Origin of the sequence: Albidovulum litorale (genome assembly GCF_025751495.1) — a bacterium.
Taxonomy (GTDB): Bacteria; Pseudomonadota; Alphaproteobacteria; order Rhodobacterales; family Rhodobacteraceae; genus Albidovulum; species Albidovulum litorale.
Genome location: NZ_JAOWKZ010000005.1, coordinates 103,406 through 119,893, shown reverse-complemented (window position 1 = coordinate 119,893; position 16,488 = coordinate 103,406). Strand labels below are relative to the sequence as shown.

Sequence of the window (16,488 nt, the reverse complement as noted above, 5' to 3'; positions counted from 1 at the left end):
GTTCACGCCGCGACACGGCCTTCGCCGGTCAGGTGCAGGCTGGCCATATGTGCGTGGGTGCCTGAGTTATTCGTGAGTTGCAGATCACCGCCGGTCGTCTTTGTTTGCCCTTTCGCCATTTCGGCAAACCCGAATTCGAACCCGTGGGGCAGAGCGATGCCGATACGATGCGGCTCGCCCGTCACAATATTCGGGATCGGTTCGGCGGCGATATCAAAGACCCCCTTTGCGATGCCTTTCCCGGTTCTGTCCTCGATGTTCAGATCGAGTGAAACCGGTGCATAGATCGTCTCATGCTTGTGCGGGCTCATCGCCCCGAAGACGAACCACATCGTCGCCATTTCGACGGTATCTTCGCCCGTCATGATGGCTTCGAGTGCAGCGCGCTGATCAGCATCCGCCTTGGGATCAATGATCAGCTGCACATGCCCGTTTCCTTCATGAATCGCACCCGGCCATTTGTAGACGGCTGCGGCAGTCAGGCCATCCAGCGAGGTGTTTCCATAATGACCCTTGTCGATCTTGTAGACGACTGCGGCTTCGCAGGTGCCATGGGTTGGCAACACGCCGAATTGGCACGGACAACCAAAGTTGCAGTTACAATTAGCGAGTTCTTCGCCCTTGATTTCCCAAGTGGTCATGGATGTGTCCCCCTCCTGATTTATTCGCGCCCGAGATCGGTCGCGATTACTCTGCCCGGAGGTCGGAACTGGTTACATCGGCCAATTCAATTGGCGCTTCTGCCCCGCGTATTAAGGCACGATGCTACCAGATACGGTGCTTTCTGTCAGCAATCTCACAAAAACACCTCCATAGGTTGCCAGTCAGCCCAGTTGTTGCAATCCATGGTATTGGAAGCCCTGACGCCAATTCTTGGCTTAGATATTTCGGCTCTTCGCGCTCGGGTCCGACGCGGCCCGTTCGCATTAGCCCTATACATCCGCACCGTTTCGGCTTAGGTGCCGTCATTCACCGCGCGCGGGGCACATCCCTGCGGGCTTGCCCCGATACGCCGGGGCCCTTCCCGACGGGCGATCGCGCCCCTGAAAGACGACCCATGTCCGAAACCTCCCCCCTGATCCGGCCTCTTGCCGAGGCACTTGCCAATCGCGGTTACGACCAGCTGACCCCGGTGCAGGAAACCGTGACACAGCCCGAATACACCGCGGCCGACCTGCTGGTGTCATCCCAGACCGGGTCGGGCAAGACCGTGGGCTTCGGTCTGGCGATCGCTCCGACGATTCTGGCCGACGCCGACAGGTTCGGCCCCGCCGGTGCACCGCTGGGACTGATCGTGGCACCGACACGGGAACTGGCCCTGCAGGTCCGGCACGAGCTTGGCTGGCTCTACGGGATGACCGGGGCCACGCTTGCCTCCTGCGTCGGCGGGATGGACATGCGCGACGAACGCCGGGCGCTGGACAGGGGTGCCCATATCGTCGTCGGCACGCCCGGGCGGCTTCGCGATCATATCCAGCGCGGCTCACTCGACCTCAGCCTGATCCGGGCCGTTGTTCTGGACGAGGCGGACGAGATGCTCGACCTCGGCTTCCGCGAGGATCTGGAGTTCATCCTTGGATCCGCGCCGGAAGACCGGCGGACGTTGATGTTTTCGGCCACCGTGCCGAAATCCATCGCCGCTTTGGCCGCGACCTATCAGAAAGACGCGGTCCGGGTGACGACGGCGGGTGAACGCAGCCAGCATGCCGATATCGACTATCGCGCCATGCCGGTTGCAACTCAGGATGTCGAACACGCGATCGTCAACGTGCTGCGTTATTACGAGGCACAGAACGCGATCATCTTCGCCAATACCCGCGCGACCGTGAACCGGCTGACCACACGGCTGTCGAACCGCGCCTTCGCGGTCGTGGCGCTGTCAGGCGAGCTCAGCCAGTCCGAGCGCAGCCACGCGCTGCAGGCGATGCGCGACGGTCGGGCGCGGGTCTGCGTGGCAACCGATGTTGCCGCGCGCGGGATCGACCTGCCGAACCTCGAACTGGTGATCCATGCCGAACTGCCCTCGAACGGCGAAACGCTTCTGCACCGCTCGGGCCGGACCGGTCGTGCGGGCCGCAAGGGCGTCAGCGCGCTGATCGTACCGAAAAACGCACGCAAGAAGGCCGAGAACATCCTGCGTTTCGCCAAGGTCACTGCGGCTTGGGTCGATGCGCCCTCGGCCGATGCCGTGCGCGCCCGCGACGAGGAACGGCTGCTGGCCGATCCGGTGTGGAGCGAAGACATTGGGGAACGCGACGGCGCGTTTGCCCGGCGTCTTCTCGACCTGCACGGGGCCGAGCGGATCGCGGCGGCCTTTGTCCGCGCGTGGCAGGGGCGTCATTCTGCCCCCGAGGAACTCGCAGCCCCGGGCGCAGCAGAAGGGCCGCGCCCGGCTTTCGGACCTAGCCGCTGGTTCTCGATCTCGCTCGGACGGGCCGACAAGGCCGAACCGCGCTGGCTTCTGCCGATGCTGTGCCGGGCGGGCAATATCAGTCGCGAAGACGTCGGTGCGATCCGGGTGCAGGAAACCGAAACCTTCGTAGAGGTCCTCGCCGCGCGTGCTCCGGCCATGCTGGCGGCAATTGGACCTGAGGGACGACTTGAAGGCGGCGCGGTGCTGCGCGCGCTCGACGCGCCGCCCTTCGGCGGCTCCGCTGAGCGGCCGAAATCCGAACCGCCCCGGAAGAAAGGACCGAAACACGCGGCCAACCGGGACGCCGGCGACAGTGCCTGGAAAACACCGGACAGGAAGCGCGACCGTGACCGTCCCATACCCGCGCCAGTCGCGGCCGAACATGGCCTGCTGACCGAGGCGCCTGCGCCCAAAGCGCCGAAACCTGCTGGAAAGAAACCCCACCGCAAGGGCGGTAAATCGGCAACCGGCGCTTCCACGGGTAGCCCCCGAAAGGACCGCGCGCCGAACAAGCCCGCCAAGCCGGGAAAGGCCCCGCATCGCAAAGGCGGGATGGCGCCGCCGAAACGCGGCAAGAACTGAAGCGTCGGGTCAGACGACCTCCCAGTCGTCGTCATCGCTGACCTCGCCGATTGCCAGCCAGTCGGCGCGGATGCGGGCGATACGTGTATCGCTCCAAGTGCGAAAGACGATTTCGAACCCCTCGGGCCGCACCTTGTCGGACGAGATGTCGGCCCTGATATTGGTCTTTTGATCCATGTCCCACATGGAGATTCCGACTTGAACGACGGGCGCGCGCCTAAAGGCTTCGGAAAACGCAACCGCGTGGCGAAGCTCCCGTGGTCCGCTTCCGGTCCACATGATCCCGCCGTCCTCGAAATCAGAAAACAAAACGACTGAGCCCTGCTCAACGCCAACCCTTTGACTCCGCAAACGACGCATACCGTTTCCTAAACCGCTTTTCCCCATCTAATCCTGCAACTCGTGGCAGGCAAAGATAAATTCAGATGTACGCAATTGATTCGCCTCCGCCATAAATCTCTGTCGGCCGATTTCCGCTGTACCGGTATTCCAGCATTTCGCGCGCCGGGCGAGTCGGCTTATGGTTGTATTTCCCCGAACCCTAGCGTGGTCGCATTTATTATTTCGACCATGGGGGAATTTGAAAACGACATAATTTCAGGAGGAAACAAGATGGCCGACGGCAATCTTATCTCGATGAATGACATCCCCTGTTGTCCGGAACTTTCCAAGGACCCGTGCTGCGAACGGCTTCAATTCGCCTATCGCCTCAGGGTTCCGCTCGCAAACGCACAGGTTGAATTGACCTATGTCGCGGAGTTGGAGCGCTGCCCCGGCCCGCTGGCCCTTGGAGATGTGGTCTATTCGACCACTCTCCTGCCAGGTGAAAAAGTCCGGCTCTACACCGCATCCCGGAATTCGCGATTCAGCTATGACAGCGAGTCAGAGGTGAACTACCGGCACGAGCAGGCCTCGGAAGAGACCTTCTACATGTCCTCGATGGACCGCTACATGTCCGATCTCACGATCCGCGATCAGGCCGAGGCGAACAGCCAGTCGCATTCGGACTTCGAGGTGAATGGCAGCGCGGATTACTGGACGGTCGGATTCGCAGGCGGCGGCAGCGCCAGTGTCGATGGCGACTTTAATGCCAATTCCAGCGCCGATTTCGCGCGGGAACTGTCGCAGCATGCGTCATCCTCACATGACCGGTCGGTGCAGGCGACACGCGCGGCAAACTCCATTGCGGTGGGCGAGGTGCAAAGCAGGAGCCACGCCGAGGGCGAAAGCGAAAGCGCCTATGAAGCCTCGACGCGTGTTTTCGAGAACCGCAACCAGTGCCACGCGGTGACCTATCTCGCCTATCAGCTGGTGAAGAAGCAGACCCTGAAATTCACCATCAAGGCCGTCCTGCGCCGCGTCATCGACCGGGCAGGCGATGCCCGCGTCGATGCGCGTCCGATCCGGCCCGCATCCAGCGTCGCCGTCATCCCCGACGGGATCCGGGCGACTCAGGCGAACCGTCTCGAGATTGAAACCGCAGGGAGGACAAGTGCCGCGGCGCACAAGGCCAATCTAATCAGCGGGGGCGGCTTTTCCAGCGCGGGCAACCTCAACCTCGCGCTTGCTACCCGCAGTGCAGCCCTGTCCGTCCGAGTTCCGCCGATGTCGCAGGCAGAGCGTGACAAGGCGCTGGCGACCGTCGATGCCGAACTGGTCAAGGCGGGTGTCATCGACCGTGTCGGCGGCAATGTCTCGGCTAAATTCGCGGCCGAGCTCAGCTTCACCCGCGAAACCTGCCTGCCGACCCAGGCCATCGTGGTCAAGGGCTGCCTCGACAAGTGCAACACCTGCGAAGACAGCCGCCGGAAGTCGATCGAACTCGACCTCGTGCGTCAGGATCTGGAAAACCAGCTTCTGGCCAAGCGGATCCAGCTTCTCGAGAAAAGCCAGGAATACCGCTGCTGCCCGGTGGGTGAATGCGAGGACAAGGAAGAAGACGGCGAAGCGTAAGAGCCGTGGTGTAAGGTGAGTTTAAACCCACCTTACACTCCAAAACAGATCGGGCGGCCCAAGGGCCGCCCGATCCATTTCCAAATATTTTCGGCTCAGAGCCCGAGTGCCGCTTTCAACGCCTGAAGGTCGGCCACCAGCTTGTTGGCGGCGTCCTTGCCCTCGGCCGGAGCTTCCCCCGCTTCCGAAGTTGCATCGGCGATCAGCCCGTCCATATCGGCCGCCGTCACTTCGCCCTTCGGCATCGCGCGTTCGGCCAGAACCGAGGCACCCGCCGCCGAAATCTCGGCAAAGCCGCCGGTCACGGCGTAGTCGTTCGTGCCCTCGGCAGAGACGACGGTGAGGATGCCTGGACGCAGCGTGGTGATCAGCGGCGAATGGTCCGGCATCGCCGTCAGGTCGCCATCGGCGCCCGGAATGCGGACCTCGCGGGCCTGAACGGAGGCAAGCCGCCGCTCAGGGGACACAAGGTCAAACTGCATCGTATCGGCCATCTCGCCCCCTTACGCCGCTTCCGCGGCCAGACGCTGCGCCTTGGCTTTCACTTCCTCGATGTCGCCGACCATGTAGAAGGCGGCTTCGGGCAGGTGGTCGTACTCGCCCGCAACGACGGCCTTGAAGGAGGCGATGGTCTTGTCGAGCGGCACCTGAACGCCGTCCGAACCGGTGAAGACCTTGGCCACGTCGAAGGGCTGGCTGAGGAAACGCTGGATCTTCCGGGCGCGGGCCACGGTCAGCTTGTCCTCTTCGCTCAGTTCGTCCATGCCGAGAATGGCGATGATGTCCTGCAGCGACTTGTAGCGCTGGAGGATACCCTGAACGTCACGGGCCACCTGATAATGCTCTTCACCGACAACGGCCGGGTCGAGGATCCGGCTGGTTGAGTCCAGCGGGTCAACGGCCGGGTAGATGCCAAGCTCCGAGATGGCGCGCGACAGAACCGTGGTGGCGTCGAGGTGGGCGAAAGAGGTCGCCGGTGCCGGGTCGGTAAGGTCGTCGGCCGGAACGTAGATGGCCTGAACCGAGGTGATCGAGCCAGCCTTGGTCGAGGTGATGCGTTCCTGCATCGCGCCCATGTCGGTCGCCAGCGTAGGCTGGTAGCCCACGGCCGAAGGAATACGGCCGAGAAGTGCGGACACTTCCGAACCCGCCTGCGTGAAGCGGAAGATGTTGTCGACGAAGAAGAGAACGTCCGTGCCCGACTGGTCGCGGAACTGCTCGGCCAGCGTCAGGCCGGAGAGGGCCACACGCATACGCGCCCCCGGCGGCTCGTTCATCTGACCGTAGACAAGGGCCACTTTGGATTTCTCCAGATCGTCCGGAACGATAACGCCGGATTCGATCATCTCGTGGTAAAGGTCGTTGCCCTCACGCGTCCGTTCGCCAACACCGGCGAAAACCGAGAAGCCCGAGTGCACCTTGGCGATGTTGTTGATCAGTTCCATGATCAGAACCGTCTTGCCAACGCCCGCACCGCCGAAGAGGCCGATCTTACCACCCTTCGAATAGGGCGCCAGAAGATCGATGACCTTGATGCCGGTCACGAGAATCTCGGACGAGGTCGCCTGTTCGTTGAATTCCGGCGCCGGCTGGTGGATGGCGCGGGTTTCCTTGGCCTTGACCGGGCCCTTTTCGTCCACCGGCTCGCCGATGACGTTCAGGATGCGGCCCAGCGTCGGGTTGCCGACGGGAACCGAGATCGGCTCGCCCTTGTCGGTCACGGCAGCGCCGCGCACGAGACCCTCGGTCGCGTCCATGGCGACGGTGCGCACGGTGTTTTCGCCCAGGTGCTGGGCAACTTCCAGAACCAGACGCTTGCCATTGTTGTCGGTTTCAAGCGCGTTCAGAATCGCCGGAAGGTGATCGTCAAACTGCACGTCCACGACGGCGCCGATGACCTGCGTCACCCGGCCGACTGCGGCAGCTGCTTTCGGTGCTTTTGCCATAGAGTTTCTCCGGTTCCCTTAGAGCGCCTCGGCGCCCGAAATGATTTCGATAAGTTCGTTGGTGATCGCGGCCTGACGCGAGCGGTTGAACTGGATCGTCAGCTTGTCGATCATGTCGCCCGCGTTGCGCGTCGCGTTGTCCATCGCGGACATCCGCGCCCCCTGCTCCGACGCCCCGTTTTCCAGAAGCGCGGTGAAGACCTGGGTGGCAAGGCCACGCGGCAGAAGATCGGCAAGGATCTCTTCCTCGGACGGCTCATAGTCGTAGAGCGTCGAGGCACCTTCGCCTTCCTCGGCGTCGAACTTCGCCGGGATCACCTGCTGCGCGGTCGGGATCTGGCTGATCACCGACTCGAAGCGGTTGAAGAAGATCGTGGCAACATCGAACTCACCCGCATCGAAACGATGGATAAGATCGCGCGCAATTCCTTGCGCATTGTCATAGCCAAGCTTCTTGACCTCGGAGAGGTCGACATGGGCGACGAAGTGGTTGCCGAGATCACGCTTCAGCTGTTCACGGCCCTTCTTGCCGACGGTCAGGATCTTCACCGTCTTGCCAGCTTTGATCAGCTCATTCGCCTTCGCCCGCGCAAGCTTCACGATGGAAGAGTTGAAGCCGCCGCAAAGGCCACGTTCTGCCGTCATCACCACCAGAAGATGGGTCTTGTCTTCCCCCGTCCCGGCCAAAAGCCGGGGCGCAGAGTCCGATCCGCCGACCGAGGCGGCAAGGCCCGACATCACCGCGTTCATCCGTTCGGCGTAAGGACGCGCGGATTCGGCAGCTTCCTGGGCGCGGCGGAGCTTGGCCGCCGCGACCATCTGCATGGCCTTGGTGATCTTCCGCGTCGACTTGACGCTTTCGATCCTGTTTTTCAGGTCCTTAAGGCTGGGCATATCCCTGTCCCCTCCCCCCGCTTACGCGAAGGTCTTGGCGAATTCGTCGATAGCCGCCCGAAGCTTGTCTTCGGCCTCGCCCTTGATCTTCGGATCGTCCTTGGTGATCCAGTCGAGGATGTCCTTGCGGTTGGCGCGCAGATGCTTGACCAGATCGCGTTCGAAGCGGCCGACATCCTTCACCGAAAGCTTGTCGAGGAAGCCCTTGATGCCCGCGAAGATGACGCAGACGATTTCCGCGTTGGTCAGCGGCGAGTATTGCGGCTGCTTCATCAACTCGGTCAGACGCGCACCACGGTTCAAGAGGCGCTGGGTCGCAGCGTCGAGGTCGGAACCGAACTGGGCAAAGGCCGCCATTTCGCGGTACTGAGCGAGCTCCAGCTTGACCGAACCCGCAACCGATTTCATCGCGTTGGTCTGGGCCGAGGAGCCCACGCGCGAAACCGACAGACCGGTGTTCACGGCCGGACGGATACCCTGATAGAAGAGTTCCGTTTCAAGGAAGATCTGGCCGTCGGTGATCGAGATCACGTTGGTCGGAATAAAGGCCGACACGTCGCCACCTTGCGTTTCGATGATCGGCAGAGCCGTCAACGAACCGGCACCGTTGTCCTCGTTCAGCTTCGCCGAACGCTCCAGAAGGCGGCTGTGCAGGTAGAAAACGTCGCCCGGATAGGCTTCGCGCCCGGGCGGACGGCGCAGCAGCAGCGACATCTGGCGATAGGCGACGGCCTGCTTCGACAGGTCATCGTAGATGATCAGCGCGTGGCGGCCATTGTCACGGAAGTATTCCGCGATGGCGGTCGCCGAATAGGGTGCCAGGAACTGCATCGGCGCCGGGTCGGACGCGGTCGCGGCCACGACGATGGAGTAGTTGATGGCGCCGGTCTCTTCCAGCTTCTTCACAAGCTGGGCAACCGTCGAACGCTTCTGGCCGATGGCGACATAGACGCAGTAGAGCTTCTTGCTCTCGTCGTCGCCGGCAGCGTCGTTGTAGGATTTCTGGTTGAGGATCGTGTCGAGCGCGATGGCGGTCTTGCCGGTCTGACGGTCGCCGATGATCAGTTCACGCTGGCCACGACCAACCGGGATCATGGCGTCAACCGATTTGAGGCCGGTCGCCATCGGCTCATGCACCGATTTGCGCGGGATAATGCCGGGGGCCTTCACATCCGCGACCGAACGCTTCTTGGTCTTCAGCGGGCCCTTGCCGTCGATCGGGTTGCCAAGCGCGTCAACGACGCGGCCCAGAAGCTCGTCACCAACCGGCACGTCCACGATGGCCTTGGTGCGCTTGACGGTGTCGCCTTCTTTGATGTCGCGGTCGGAACCGAAGATAACGACACCGACGTTGTCGATCTCAAGGTTCAGCGCCATACCCCGGATACCGCCGGGGAATTCGACCATCTCACCGGCCTGGATGTTGTCCAGCCCGTGCACACGGGCGATACCGTCGCCGACCGACAGAACGCGGCCAACCTCGGCCACTTCCGCTTCCTGACCGAAGTTCTTGATCTGCTCCCTAAGGATCGCAGAGATCTCGGCTGCCTGGATTCCCATTATCCGACCTCTTTCATAGCATTCTGAAGGGAAGCGAGCTTCGAGCGGATCGAGGTGTCGATCATCTGCGAGCCCACTTTGACGATAAGTCCACCGATGAGGCTGTCATCGACGGTGGTATTGAGATTGACGGTCTTGCCGACGGTTTTTTTGAGCGACGCGGCAAGTTTGGTTTCCTGCGCCTTGGTCAGCGGCGCCGCGACGGTCACGTCGGCGGTCACTTCGCCTTTTTCCTCGGCGATCAGATCGCGAAGCGCGGCCAGAAGCTGCGGCAGGACGAAGAGGCGGCGGTTCGACGCCATCAGGCCCATCGTGTTGGCCAAAGTGGCCGACAGCTTCATCTTCTTGGCAATCGCCGCCACGGCCTTGGCCTGGTCGTCGCGGCTGTAGACCGGCGACGCGATCAGGCTGCGAAGGTCAGCACTGTCGGCGAGTGCGGCGCCCAGCGCCTCCACGTCGGCCTCAAGCGCTTTCAGACCCTTGGCGTCTTTCGCGAGTTCAAACACAGCCGTTGCGTAGCGCCCGGCGATCCCTGCGGAAATCGAAGCTGGTTCGGACACGTCCACCCTTCCGATTGTTTTGTCCCATCGCCTCTTTCTTGTGGTCAGGCAGAGGCCACCCGTGGCGTATGCAAGCACATACGTCCGAAGTCGGCGCGGGTGTAGCAGAGGCGTTCGTGGCTCGCAACCGCCTTGGTAAACTAATTGGGAGCACGGTTTTCCCATAAATTCAGGGGTTTCCGCGACACGCGACAAACTGTTGCGATTTATGATCAGCAAGTTTGGGCGTTAACAGTGCGTATGCCGGCCAGAATCCCCGCTTCGGGTGCGCGAGTCACACCGGTTCGGCGGTCGGCTTGGGCAACCCTTCCAATACCTTCAGGGGCCGCCTGACGGTCGCCGCAAGGCCCGGGCGCTGCGGTGCATGGACCTGCTTTGAGACCTCCAGCATATGCACCCCACCCGCCATCACCGCTGACGCCCGGTGTCCGAACCGTTCCCAGGCCGGGGCGGTCCTTAACCAGAAACGCCGACTGGACGGCGGCGCGTAGAGCGCCGATAGCTGTCGCTCGGCCACGAAGTTGTGGCGCCGCAACTGAGCGTCAAGCTGGCTCATCGAATAGGGTCGCCCGTAACCGAAAGGCGTCTTGTCGGACCGCGACCAAAGGCCCGACCGGTTCGGGACGATGAAGAGCGCCCGCCCCCCCGGACCAAGCACGCGCCAGCATTCCTCCAAAAGCGCGGTCGGCTGTTCCGAGGTTTCAAGCCCGTGGAGCAGCACCAGCCGGTCGACCATGCCGGTTTCGATCGGCCACTGTGTCTCTTCACAGAGAACCGAGACATTATCCATCCCGGCGGGCCACGGCATCACGCCCTGCGGCGCAGGCATCAGGCCGATGACACGGCGTGAGGGTTCCAGATAGGGGCGCAGCAGAGGCGCTGCGAAGCCGAAACCCACCACCGTCTGCCCCTTGTCGGGTCGCCAGAGTGACACGACCTGGTCCCGGATCGCCTTTTGCGCCACACGGCCGAGCTGGGTGCGGTAGTAGAAATTCCTCAGGTCGAGAACGTCGAGATGCATTGCGCCCGCCGCTTCCTTCGGCAAAAGTTAACCCGGAGAATACGCAATCGGGAACGAAACGCCATGGCCCTCGAAATCGTCACCGTTCCGTGTCTTGCCGACAACTACGCCTATCTCGCCCATGATGCGGCGACCGGGGCGACGGCGGTTGTCGACGTACCCGACGCGGCGCCGATCCTGAATGCCCTGCGTGAACGGGGCTGGAGGGCGAGCCATATCCTGATCACCCATCACCACAACGACCATATCGACGGTGTGCGCGCCCTTGCCGGTGCGACCGGAGCGCGCGTTATCGGTGCGGCGGCGGATGCGCATCGGCTTCCGCCGCTGGATGAGACGGTGGTGGATGGTGACACGATCCGCATCGGCATGGATCAGGGCGAGGTGATCGAAGTGTCTGGCCATACCGTCGGTCACATCGCGTTTCACTTCCCCGCCTCAAAGGTCGTGTTCACGGCAGACAGCCTCATGGCGCTTGGCTGCGGGCGACTTTTCGAGGGAACCGCGGCGCAGATGTGGGACAGCCTTTCGCGGCTTGCGGCACTGCCCCCCGACACGCTGGTCTGCTCGGGCCACGAATATACCGCGTCCAATGCCCGCTTTGCGCTGACCATTGAACCCGGCAATTCAGCGCTTATATCCCGATCCGAGGCGGTGACCGAAGCGCGTAAGAAAGGCGAGCCGACCGTGCCGTCGACCCTGGCCGAAGAACTGGCGACCAACCCCTTCCTGCGTGCGGGCTTGCCCGAGGTGAAGGCGGCGCTGGGAATGGCCGGGGCAAGCGATGCCGAGGTCTTTGCCGAGATCCGTTCGCGCAAGGATCGTTTCTGATCGATCACCGGTTTTTGACCGTTCGATTACTTTCCCGTCAGAAAAAGCAGTATTCCGTTCACAAATTGCATCGCTTCGGACGTATTCACTGTTTTCTCTTAGAAAACACTTGAAGCCGCCCGATTTCCACCGAACTTTAAAGGTATGAGGCGAGAGTAGGGATGGGCCACATGCCCAACCTGCTGGAAGGAAAGGAGCACGAAGGTGCCGTCATTCTCGAACACGCTTGAACAGGCCATCCATGCGGCGCTTGCGCTTGCCAATGCGCGCCGGCATGAACTTGCAACGCTCGAACATCTGCTGCTTGCGCTGATTGACGAGCCTGAGGCGGCGAAGGTGATGCGTGCCTGCTCCGTCGATATCGACGCGCTTCGGCAGACCCTTGTCGAGTTTATCGACGATGACCTTTCCACCCTCGTCACCGATGTCGAAGGGTCCGAGGCCGTGCCGACCGCTGCCTTCCAGCGCGTGATCCAGCGTGCCGCGATCCATGTCCAGTCCTCGGGCCGGACCGAGGTTACCGGCGCCAACGTGCTGGTCGCGATCTTCGCCGAGCGGGAAAGCAACGCGGCCTATTTCCTGCAGGAACAGGACATGACGCGCTATGACGCGGTGAATTTCATCGCCCATGGCGTCGCCAAGGACCCGTCCTTTGGCGAAACGCGCCCTGTCAGCGGCGCGCAGGAGAACGACGAACACACGACGCAGACCGAAGGCGAAGCCAAGGAATCGGCGCTGGCCAAATATTGCGTCGATCTCAACACCAAGTCGAAGAAGGGCGATGTCGATCCGCTGATCGGCCGAGAGGCCGAAATCGAGCGCTGCATTCAGGTGCTTTGCCGTCGACGCAAGAACAACCCGCTTCTGGTCGGTGATCCCGGCGTCGGCAAGACCGCCATCGCCGAAGGGCTGGCGCTGAAGATCACGCGCGGCGAGACGCCCGATGTGTTGTCGAACGCCACGATCTATTCGCTCGACATGGGCGCGCTTCTCGCGGGCACCCGCTATCGCGGCGATTTCGAAGAGCGGCTGAAGGCAGTGGTGAAGGAGTTGGAGGATCACCCCGACGCGATCCTCTTCATCGACGAGATCCATACCGTGATCGGTGCAGGTGCCACCTCGGGCGGGGCGATGGACGCCTCCAACCTCCTGAAGCCCGCGCTTCAGGGCGGCAAGCTGCGCTGCATGGGCTCGACCACCTACAAGGAGTTCCGCCAGCATTTCGAAAAGGACCGCGCGCTTTCCCGCCGGTTCCAGAAGATTGACGTGAACGAACCTTCGGTCGAGGACACGATCAAGATCCTGATGGGGCTGAAGCCATATTTCGAAAAGCACCATGATCTGCGCTACACCCACGACGCGATCAAGGCGGCGGTTGAACTGTCGTCGCGCTACATCCATGACCGCAAGCTGCCCGATAAAGCCATCGACGTAATCGACGAGGCAGGCGCGGCGCAGCATTTGGTCGCGGAATCGAAGCGCCGCAAGACAATCAGCCCGAAAGAGATCGAGGCCGTTGTGGCCAAGATCGCCCGCATCCCGCCGAAGAACGTCTCCAAGGACGATGCCGAGGTGCTGAAGGATCTGGAAAAGACCCTGAAGCGTGTCGTTTTCGGACAGGACAAGGCGATCGAGGCACTGTCCTCGGCGATCAAACTGGCCCGCGCCGGTCTGCGCGAACCCGAAAAGCCCATCGGCAACTACCTCTTCGCCGGGCCCACGGGCGTCGGCAAGACCGAGGTCGCCAAGCAGCTCGCCGATAGCTTGGGCGTGGAACTTCTGCGCTTCGACATGTCGGAATACATGGAGAAACACGCGGTTTCCCGCCTCATCGGTGCGCCTCCGGGCTATGTCGGCTTCGATCAGGGCGGCATGCTCACCGATGGCGTCGATCAGCACCCGCATTGCGTGCTTCTGCTCGACGAAATCGAGAAGGCGCATCCGGATGTCTACAACATACTCCTGCAGGTGATGGACCACGGCAAACTGACCGACCATAACGGGCGGCAGGTCGATTTCCGCAACGTGATCCTGATCATGACCTCGAATGCGGGCGCGGCGGAACTCGCGAAATCGGCCATCGGCTTCGGCCGCGACCGGCGCGAGGGCGAGGATACGGCGGCGATCGAACGCACCTTCACGCCGGAATTCCGCAACCGGCTCGACGCGGTCATATCGTTCTCGGCGCTCCCGCGCGAGGTGATCCTGCAGGTCGTCGACAAGTTCGTCCTGCAACTCGAAGCCCAGCTCATGGACCGCCATGTTCATATCGAGCTGACGCCCGAGGCCGCGAACTGGATCGCCGAGAAGGGCTACGACGACCGCATGGGCGCCCGTCCACTCGGCCGGGTGATCCAGGAACACATCAAGAAGCCGCTCGCGGAAGAACTGCTTTTCGGCAAGCTGACCAAGGGCGGTGTCGTGCATGTACGGCTGAAGGACGATGCGCTCGTCCTCGATGTCGAGGAACCGCAGAAGCCGCGGCTCTCGGGTTCGAAGCCGCCGCTGCTGACGGCGGACTGACAGATCAAAGGCCCGCCCCCGGCGGGCCTTTTCATTTCCGGTCAATGCGGTCGCTCGCGGGTGGTGTCGGTCGCGTCACGACCGGGCGGCCACCGCCTGAACCTTGATCCGGCCCCCAAAGGGCAGTGCCGCCGCCTGATAGATCGTCCGGGCCGGACGACGGCCCTCGGCAAAGAGCGATCCGTAGAGCACATTGACTTCGGGCACGTCCTTCAGGTCGATGAAGGCGATGTCGACATAGACGATATCCGCTGGCGCAAAACCAGCTGCTTCCGCGATCCTAAAGACATGCGCGAAGGCGCGTTCGGCCTCCTCGCGCGCCGTGCCCGGTTGGTATTTCCCGTCGGGCCCCACCGAAAGCTGGCCGCTGATCCAGCACTGGTTTCCCACCACGACAGCATTGCTGATCGGCGACGGCGACGGCGGAACGCCGTCGACATTGGTCACGTATTTTCTGGACATACATGGCTCCACTTACACCGGCTATGGTGCATCTCGATGAAGGTATCACGAGCGCCGATTTCGCGGTGCCGAAAAGCATGATCTGACCGGCGATCTGAACCTTGGCCGCGTCCGGCCTAGCGTTCCGTCAGTTTCAGTTCGATCCGCCGGTTCTGCGCCAGCGCCTCGGGGCTGTCGCCCACCGCCACCGGGTGATATTCACCGAACCCCGTCGCGGCGAGCCGGTTCGGCGGGAAGCCAAGCTCATCCTGCATGAACCGCACGACCGACAGGGCCCGCCCCTGACTCAGTTCCCAGTTGTCGCTGTAACGGCCCGTCCCAGCCAAAGGGACATTGTCGGTGTGACCGTCGACCCGGATGATCCAGTCCACCTCGGGCGGTATCTCGGCCGCCACGTCCTGCAGCGTGGCAACGACGCCGGCAATCTGGCTGCGCCCTTCCGGCGCAAGATCGGCCGAAGCCGGTTCAAAGAGCACCTCAGAGGAGAACACGAAGCGGTCGCCCACGACGCGCACGCCCTCGCGGCCTTCCAGAACCTTGCTGAGGCGGGCAAAGAATTCCGACCGGTATTGCGCCAGTTCCTTGGTTTCCTCCTTCAGCGCCGCAGCCTCGGCTTCCAGCCTGATCCTCTCCGCCTCCTCAAGCTCTGCCCGGCGTTTCTGTTCCGCCGCAACCTGAGCGAGCGCGGAGTTCAGCCGCGTGCCCAAAGCCTCGATCTGCACCTTGGCTTCGGCATCTCGGGCGTCGGAGGCATCCATCAGGTCCTGCAATGCGCCAAGCTGGCCGCGCAACGCCACGATCTGCTCGTTCAAGAGCGCCACCTTGCGCGCGGCCTCAGCCGAGGCCGCCTTTTCCTTGGCCAGCTCTTCGTTCGCTGTATCAAGAAGCACCTTCTGCCGCTCGGCCTCGCTCAGTTCCTCCCCGGCCCGCGCATTGGCGGCCGCCAGCAGGGTCAGGGTCTCTTCGGCGCGACGGCGCTGTTGTTCCAGCGCCAGCGTCATCGCGGTCAGTTCATCCTCGGCGCCCTGAAGCTTTTCGCGCAAGGCGGCGGCAGCAGCAGCCTCGGTCAGGCGCGCGGCCTCGGCGTCGGACAGCTTTTCCGCCGCCTCCTCGCCTTGTGCTTTCAGATCGGCAACCAGCGCGTCCAGGGCTTCCCTCCGCGCGGCGGCAAGGCGCGCGGCCTCCGCCTGGGCGTCGATCTCGGACCGCGCCTTGGCGATGGCAAGGTTCAGCGCGTCCCGTTCGGATACCAGTGTATCGCGTTCGGACGACAGGGCGTCGCGCTCTGCCGTCAGCACCTCTGCCTCGCCTCGCGCAGTGTCACGTTCACTAAGCAACGTCGCAACCTGCGCTTCGAACGAGGTGATCCGGGCCGAGGCTTCGGATAGCTGGCTGTCCCGCTCCTCGACCTGCCGGGTCAGCGTGGCGATCAGCGCCGATTGCCGGTCCGCCTCGGCCCGGCTCGTGTCGAGATCGGCGGTCAGCCCGGCAACCTCACCCTCCAGCGCCGTAGACCGGTCCCGTTCCAGCCCGAGCGCATCGGCCAGCCCGGCCACCTGCTGCGCCAGATCGGCAAGCTCGTCATCCTGATTGTCGATGGTCTCGCGCAAGGTGAACTGCACGATCATGAAGATCGTCAGCACGAACATCAGCACCATCAGAAGCGCAGTCATCGCGTCGACGAAGCCGGGCCAGATATTGGCCGAGAACCGTTGACCGCCGCGCCCGTTGGTCAGCGCCATG

At 62.7% G+C, this 16,488-nt stretch carries 14 protein-coding genes; 4 read left to right on the top strand and 10 right to left on the bottom strand.

The annotated features are described in order from the left end of the window. Positions 1 to 2: 2 nt before the first annotated feature. Complete coding sequence (locus OEZ71_RS18455; RefSeq protein ID WP_263741551.1) at positions 3 to 641, bottom strand: DUF1326 domain-containing protein; 639 nt, start codon at positions 639 to 641, stop codon at positions 3 to 5. Between the two features lie 416 nt (positions 642 to 1,057). On the opposite strand from OEZ71_RS18455, the gene OEZ71_RS18450 reads away from it, so the two are divergent. Next, positions 1,058 to 2,995 (top strand): DEAD/DEAH box helicase, encoded by a 1,938-nt coding sequence (locus OEZ71_RS18450; protein ID WP_263741550.1) that lies wholly within the window; start codon positions 1,058 to 1,060, stop codon positions 2,993 to 2,995. A gap of 9 nt (positions 2,996 to 3,004) precedes the next feature. Here OEZ71_RS18450 and OEZ71_RS18445 read toward each other — a convergent pair whose 3' ends face one another. Beyond that, complete coding sequence (locus OEZ71_RS18445) at positions 3,005 to 3,274, bottom strand: H-type lectin domain-containing protein (RefSeq protein WP_318527857.1); 270 nt, start codon at positions 3,272 to 3,274, stop codon at positions 3,005 to 3,007. A gap of 333 nt (positions 3,275 to 3,607) precedes the next feature. Between OEZ71_RS18445 and OEZ71_RS18440 the strand changes: the two genes are divergently transcribed. Beyond that, positions 3,608 to 4,948, top strand: a complete 1,341-nt coding sequence (locus OEZ71_RS18440) for a hypothetical protein (RefSeq protein WP_263741548.1) — start codon at positions 3,608 to 3,610, stop codon at positions 4,946 to 4,948. 95 nt (positions 4,949 to 5,043) lie between these two features. Here the strand turns inward: OEZ71_RS18440 and OEZ71_RS18435 are convergent, their stop codons facing one another. From OEZ71_RS18435 to OEZ71_RS18410, 6 genes are all read right to left on the bottom strand, one after another. Next, positions 5,044 to 5,442: a F0F1 ATP synthase subunit epsilon gene (locus tag OEZ71_RS18435; protein ID WP_263741547.1), complete on the bottom strand. Its 399-nt coding sequence runs from the start codon at positions 5,440 to 5,442 to the stop codon at positions 5,044 to 5,046. 9 nt (positions 5,443 to 5,451) lie between these two features. Beyond that, entirely contained in the window at positions 5,452 to 6,894 is a 1,443-nt protein-coding gene (atpD, locus tag OEZ71_RS18430; RefSeq protein ID WP_263741546.1) for a F0F1 ATP synthase subunit beta, read from the bottom strand. Positions 6,895 to 6,912: 18 nt separating this feature from the next. After that, positions 6,913 to 7,788, bottom strand: a complete 876-nt coding sequence (locus tag OEZ71_RS18425) for a F0F1 ATP synthase subunit gamma (protein ID WP_263741545.1) — start codon at positions 7,786 to 7,788, stop codon at positions 6,913 to 6,915. 21 nt (positions 7,789 to 7,809) lie between these two features. Continuing rightward, positions 7,810 to 9,348 carry a F0F1 ATP synthase subunit alpha gene (atpA, locus tag OEZ71_RS18420; RefSeq protein WP_263741544.1) on the bottom strand — a complete coding sequence of 513 codons (1,539 nt, stop codon included), beginning with the start codon at positions 9,346 to 9,348 and terminating at the stop codon, positions 7,810 to 7,812. Next, positions 9,348 to 9,908, bottom strand: a complete 561-nt coding sequence (locus OEZ71_RS18415; protein WP_263741543.1) for a F0F1 ATP synthase subunit delta — start codon at positions 9,906 to 9,908, stop codon at positions 9,348 to 9,350. Before OEZ71_RS18415 ends, atpA begins: the two co-directional genes overlap by 1 nt. Positions 9,909 to 10,182: 274 nt before the next feature. Continuing rightward, positions 10,183 to 10,929, bottom strand: coding sequence for a class I SAM-dependent methyltransferase (locus OEZ71_RS18410; RefSeq protein WP_263741542.1), 747 nt, complete (start codon positions 10,927 to 10,929; stop codon positions 10,183 to 10,185). Between the two features lie 63 nt (positions 10,930 to 10,992). Here OEZ71_RS18410 and gloB point away from each other — a divergent pair, with 63 nt between their 5' ends. Both gloB and clpA read left to right on the top strand, forming a co-directional pair. Then, a complete protein-coding gene (gene gloB, locus OEZ71_RS18405; protein ID WP_263741541.1) occupies positions 10,993 to 11,760 on the top strand; it encodes a hydroxyacylglutathione hydrolase in 768 nt (255 codons plus the stop codon). A 204-nt stretch (positions 11,761 to 11,964) separates the two neighbouring features. Further along, entirely contained in the window at positions 11,965 to 14,283 is a 2,319-nt protein-coding gene (gene clpA / locus OEZ71_RS18400) for an ATP-dependent Clp protease ATP-binding subunit ClpA (RefSeq protein WP_263741540.1), read from the top strand. Positions 14,284 to 14,358: 75 nt separating this feature from the next. Here the strand turns inward: clpA and OEZ71_RS18395 are convergent, their stop codons facing one another. Both OEZ71_RS18395 and OEZ71_RS18390 read right to left on the bottom strand, forming a co-directional pair. Further along, on the bottom strand, positions 14,359 to 14,745 hold the full coding sequence (locus tag OEZ71_RS18395) for a RidA family protein (RefSeq protein ID WP_263741539.1): 387 nt from the start codon (positions 14,743 to 14,745) through the stop codon (positions 14,359 to 14,361). Between the two features lie 116 nt (positions 14,746 to 14,861). Further along, positions 14,862 to 16,487 (bottom strand): peptidoglycan -binding protein, encoded by a 1,626-nt coding sequence (locus OEZ71_RS18390; RefSeq protein ID WP_263741538.1) that lies wholly within the window; start codon positions 16,485 to 16,487, stop codon positions 14,862 to 14,864. Position 16,488 lies beyond the last annotated feature (1 nt).

What these genes read in the sequence shown, in the direction of transcription:
- OEZ71_RS18450 (WP_263741550.1), top strand. Translation starts at nt 1,058, where the DNA reads ATGTCCGAAACCTCCCCCCTGATCCGGCCTCTTGCCGAGGCACTTGCC.
- OEZ71_RS18390 (WP_263741538.1), bottom strand. Translation starts at nt 16,487, where the DNA reads ATGGCGCTGACCAACGGGCGCGGCGGTCAACGGTTCTCGGCCAATATC.
- OEZ71_RS18395 (WP_263741539.1), bottom strand. Translation starts at nt 14,745, where the DNA reads ATGTCCAGAAAATACGTGACCAATGTCGACGGCGTTCCGCCGTCGCCG.
- OEZ71_RS18445 (WP_318527857.1), bottom strand. Translation starts at nt 3,274, where the DNA reads ATGTGGACCGGAAGCGGACCACGGGAGCTTCGCCACGCGGTTGCGTTT.
- OEZ71_RS18455 (WP_263741551.1), bottom strand. Translation starts at nt 641, where the DNA reads ATGACCACTTGGGAAATCAAGGGCGAAGAACTCGCTAATTGTAACTGC.
- atpA (WP_263741544.1), bottom strand. Translation starts at nt 9,348, where the DNA reads ATGGGAATCCAGGCAGCCGAGATCTCTGCGATCCTTAGGGAGCAGATC.
- OEZ71_RS18410 (WP_263741542.1), bottom strand. Translation starts at nt 10,929, where the DNA reads ATGCATCTCGACGTTCTCGACCTGAGGAATTTCTACTACCGCACCCAG.
- OEZ71_RS18425 (WP_263741545.1), bottom strand. Translation starts at nt 7,788, where the DNA reads ATGCCCAGCCTTAAGGACCTGAAAAACAGGATCGAAAGCGTCAAGTCG.
- gloB (WP_263741541.1), top strand. Translation starts at nt 10,993, where the DNA reads ATGGCCCTCGAAATCGTCACCGTTCCGTGTCTTGCCGACAACTACGCC.
- OEZ71_RS18440 (WP_263741548.1), top strand. Translation starts at nt 3,608, where the DNA reads ATGGCCGACGGCAATCTTATCTCGATGAATGACATCCCCTGTTGTCCG.
- atpD (WP_263741546.1), bottom strand. Translation starts at nt 6,894, where the DNA reads ATGGCAAAAGCACCGAAAGCAGCTGCCGCAGTCGGCCGGGTGACGCAG.
- OEZ71_RS18435 (WP_263741547.1), bottom strand. Translation starts at nt 5,442, where the DNA reads ATGGCCGATACGATGCAGTTTGACCTTGTGTCCCCTGAGCGGCGGCTT.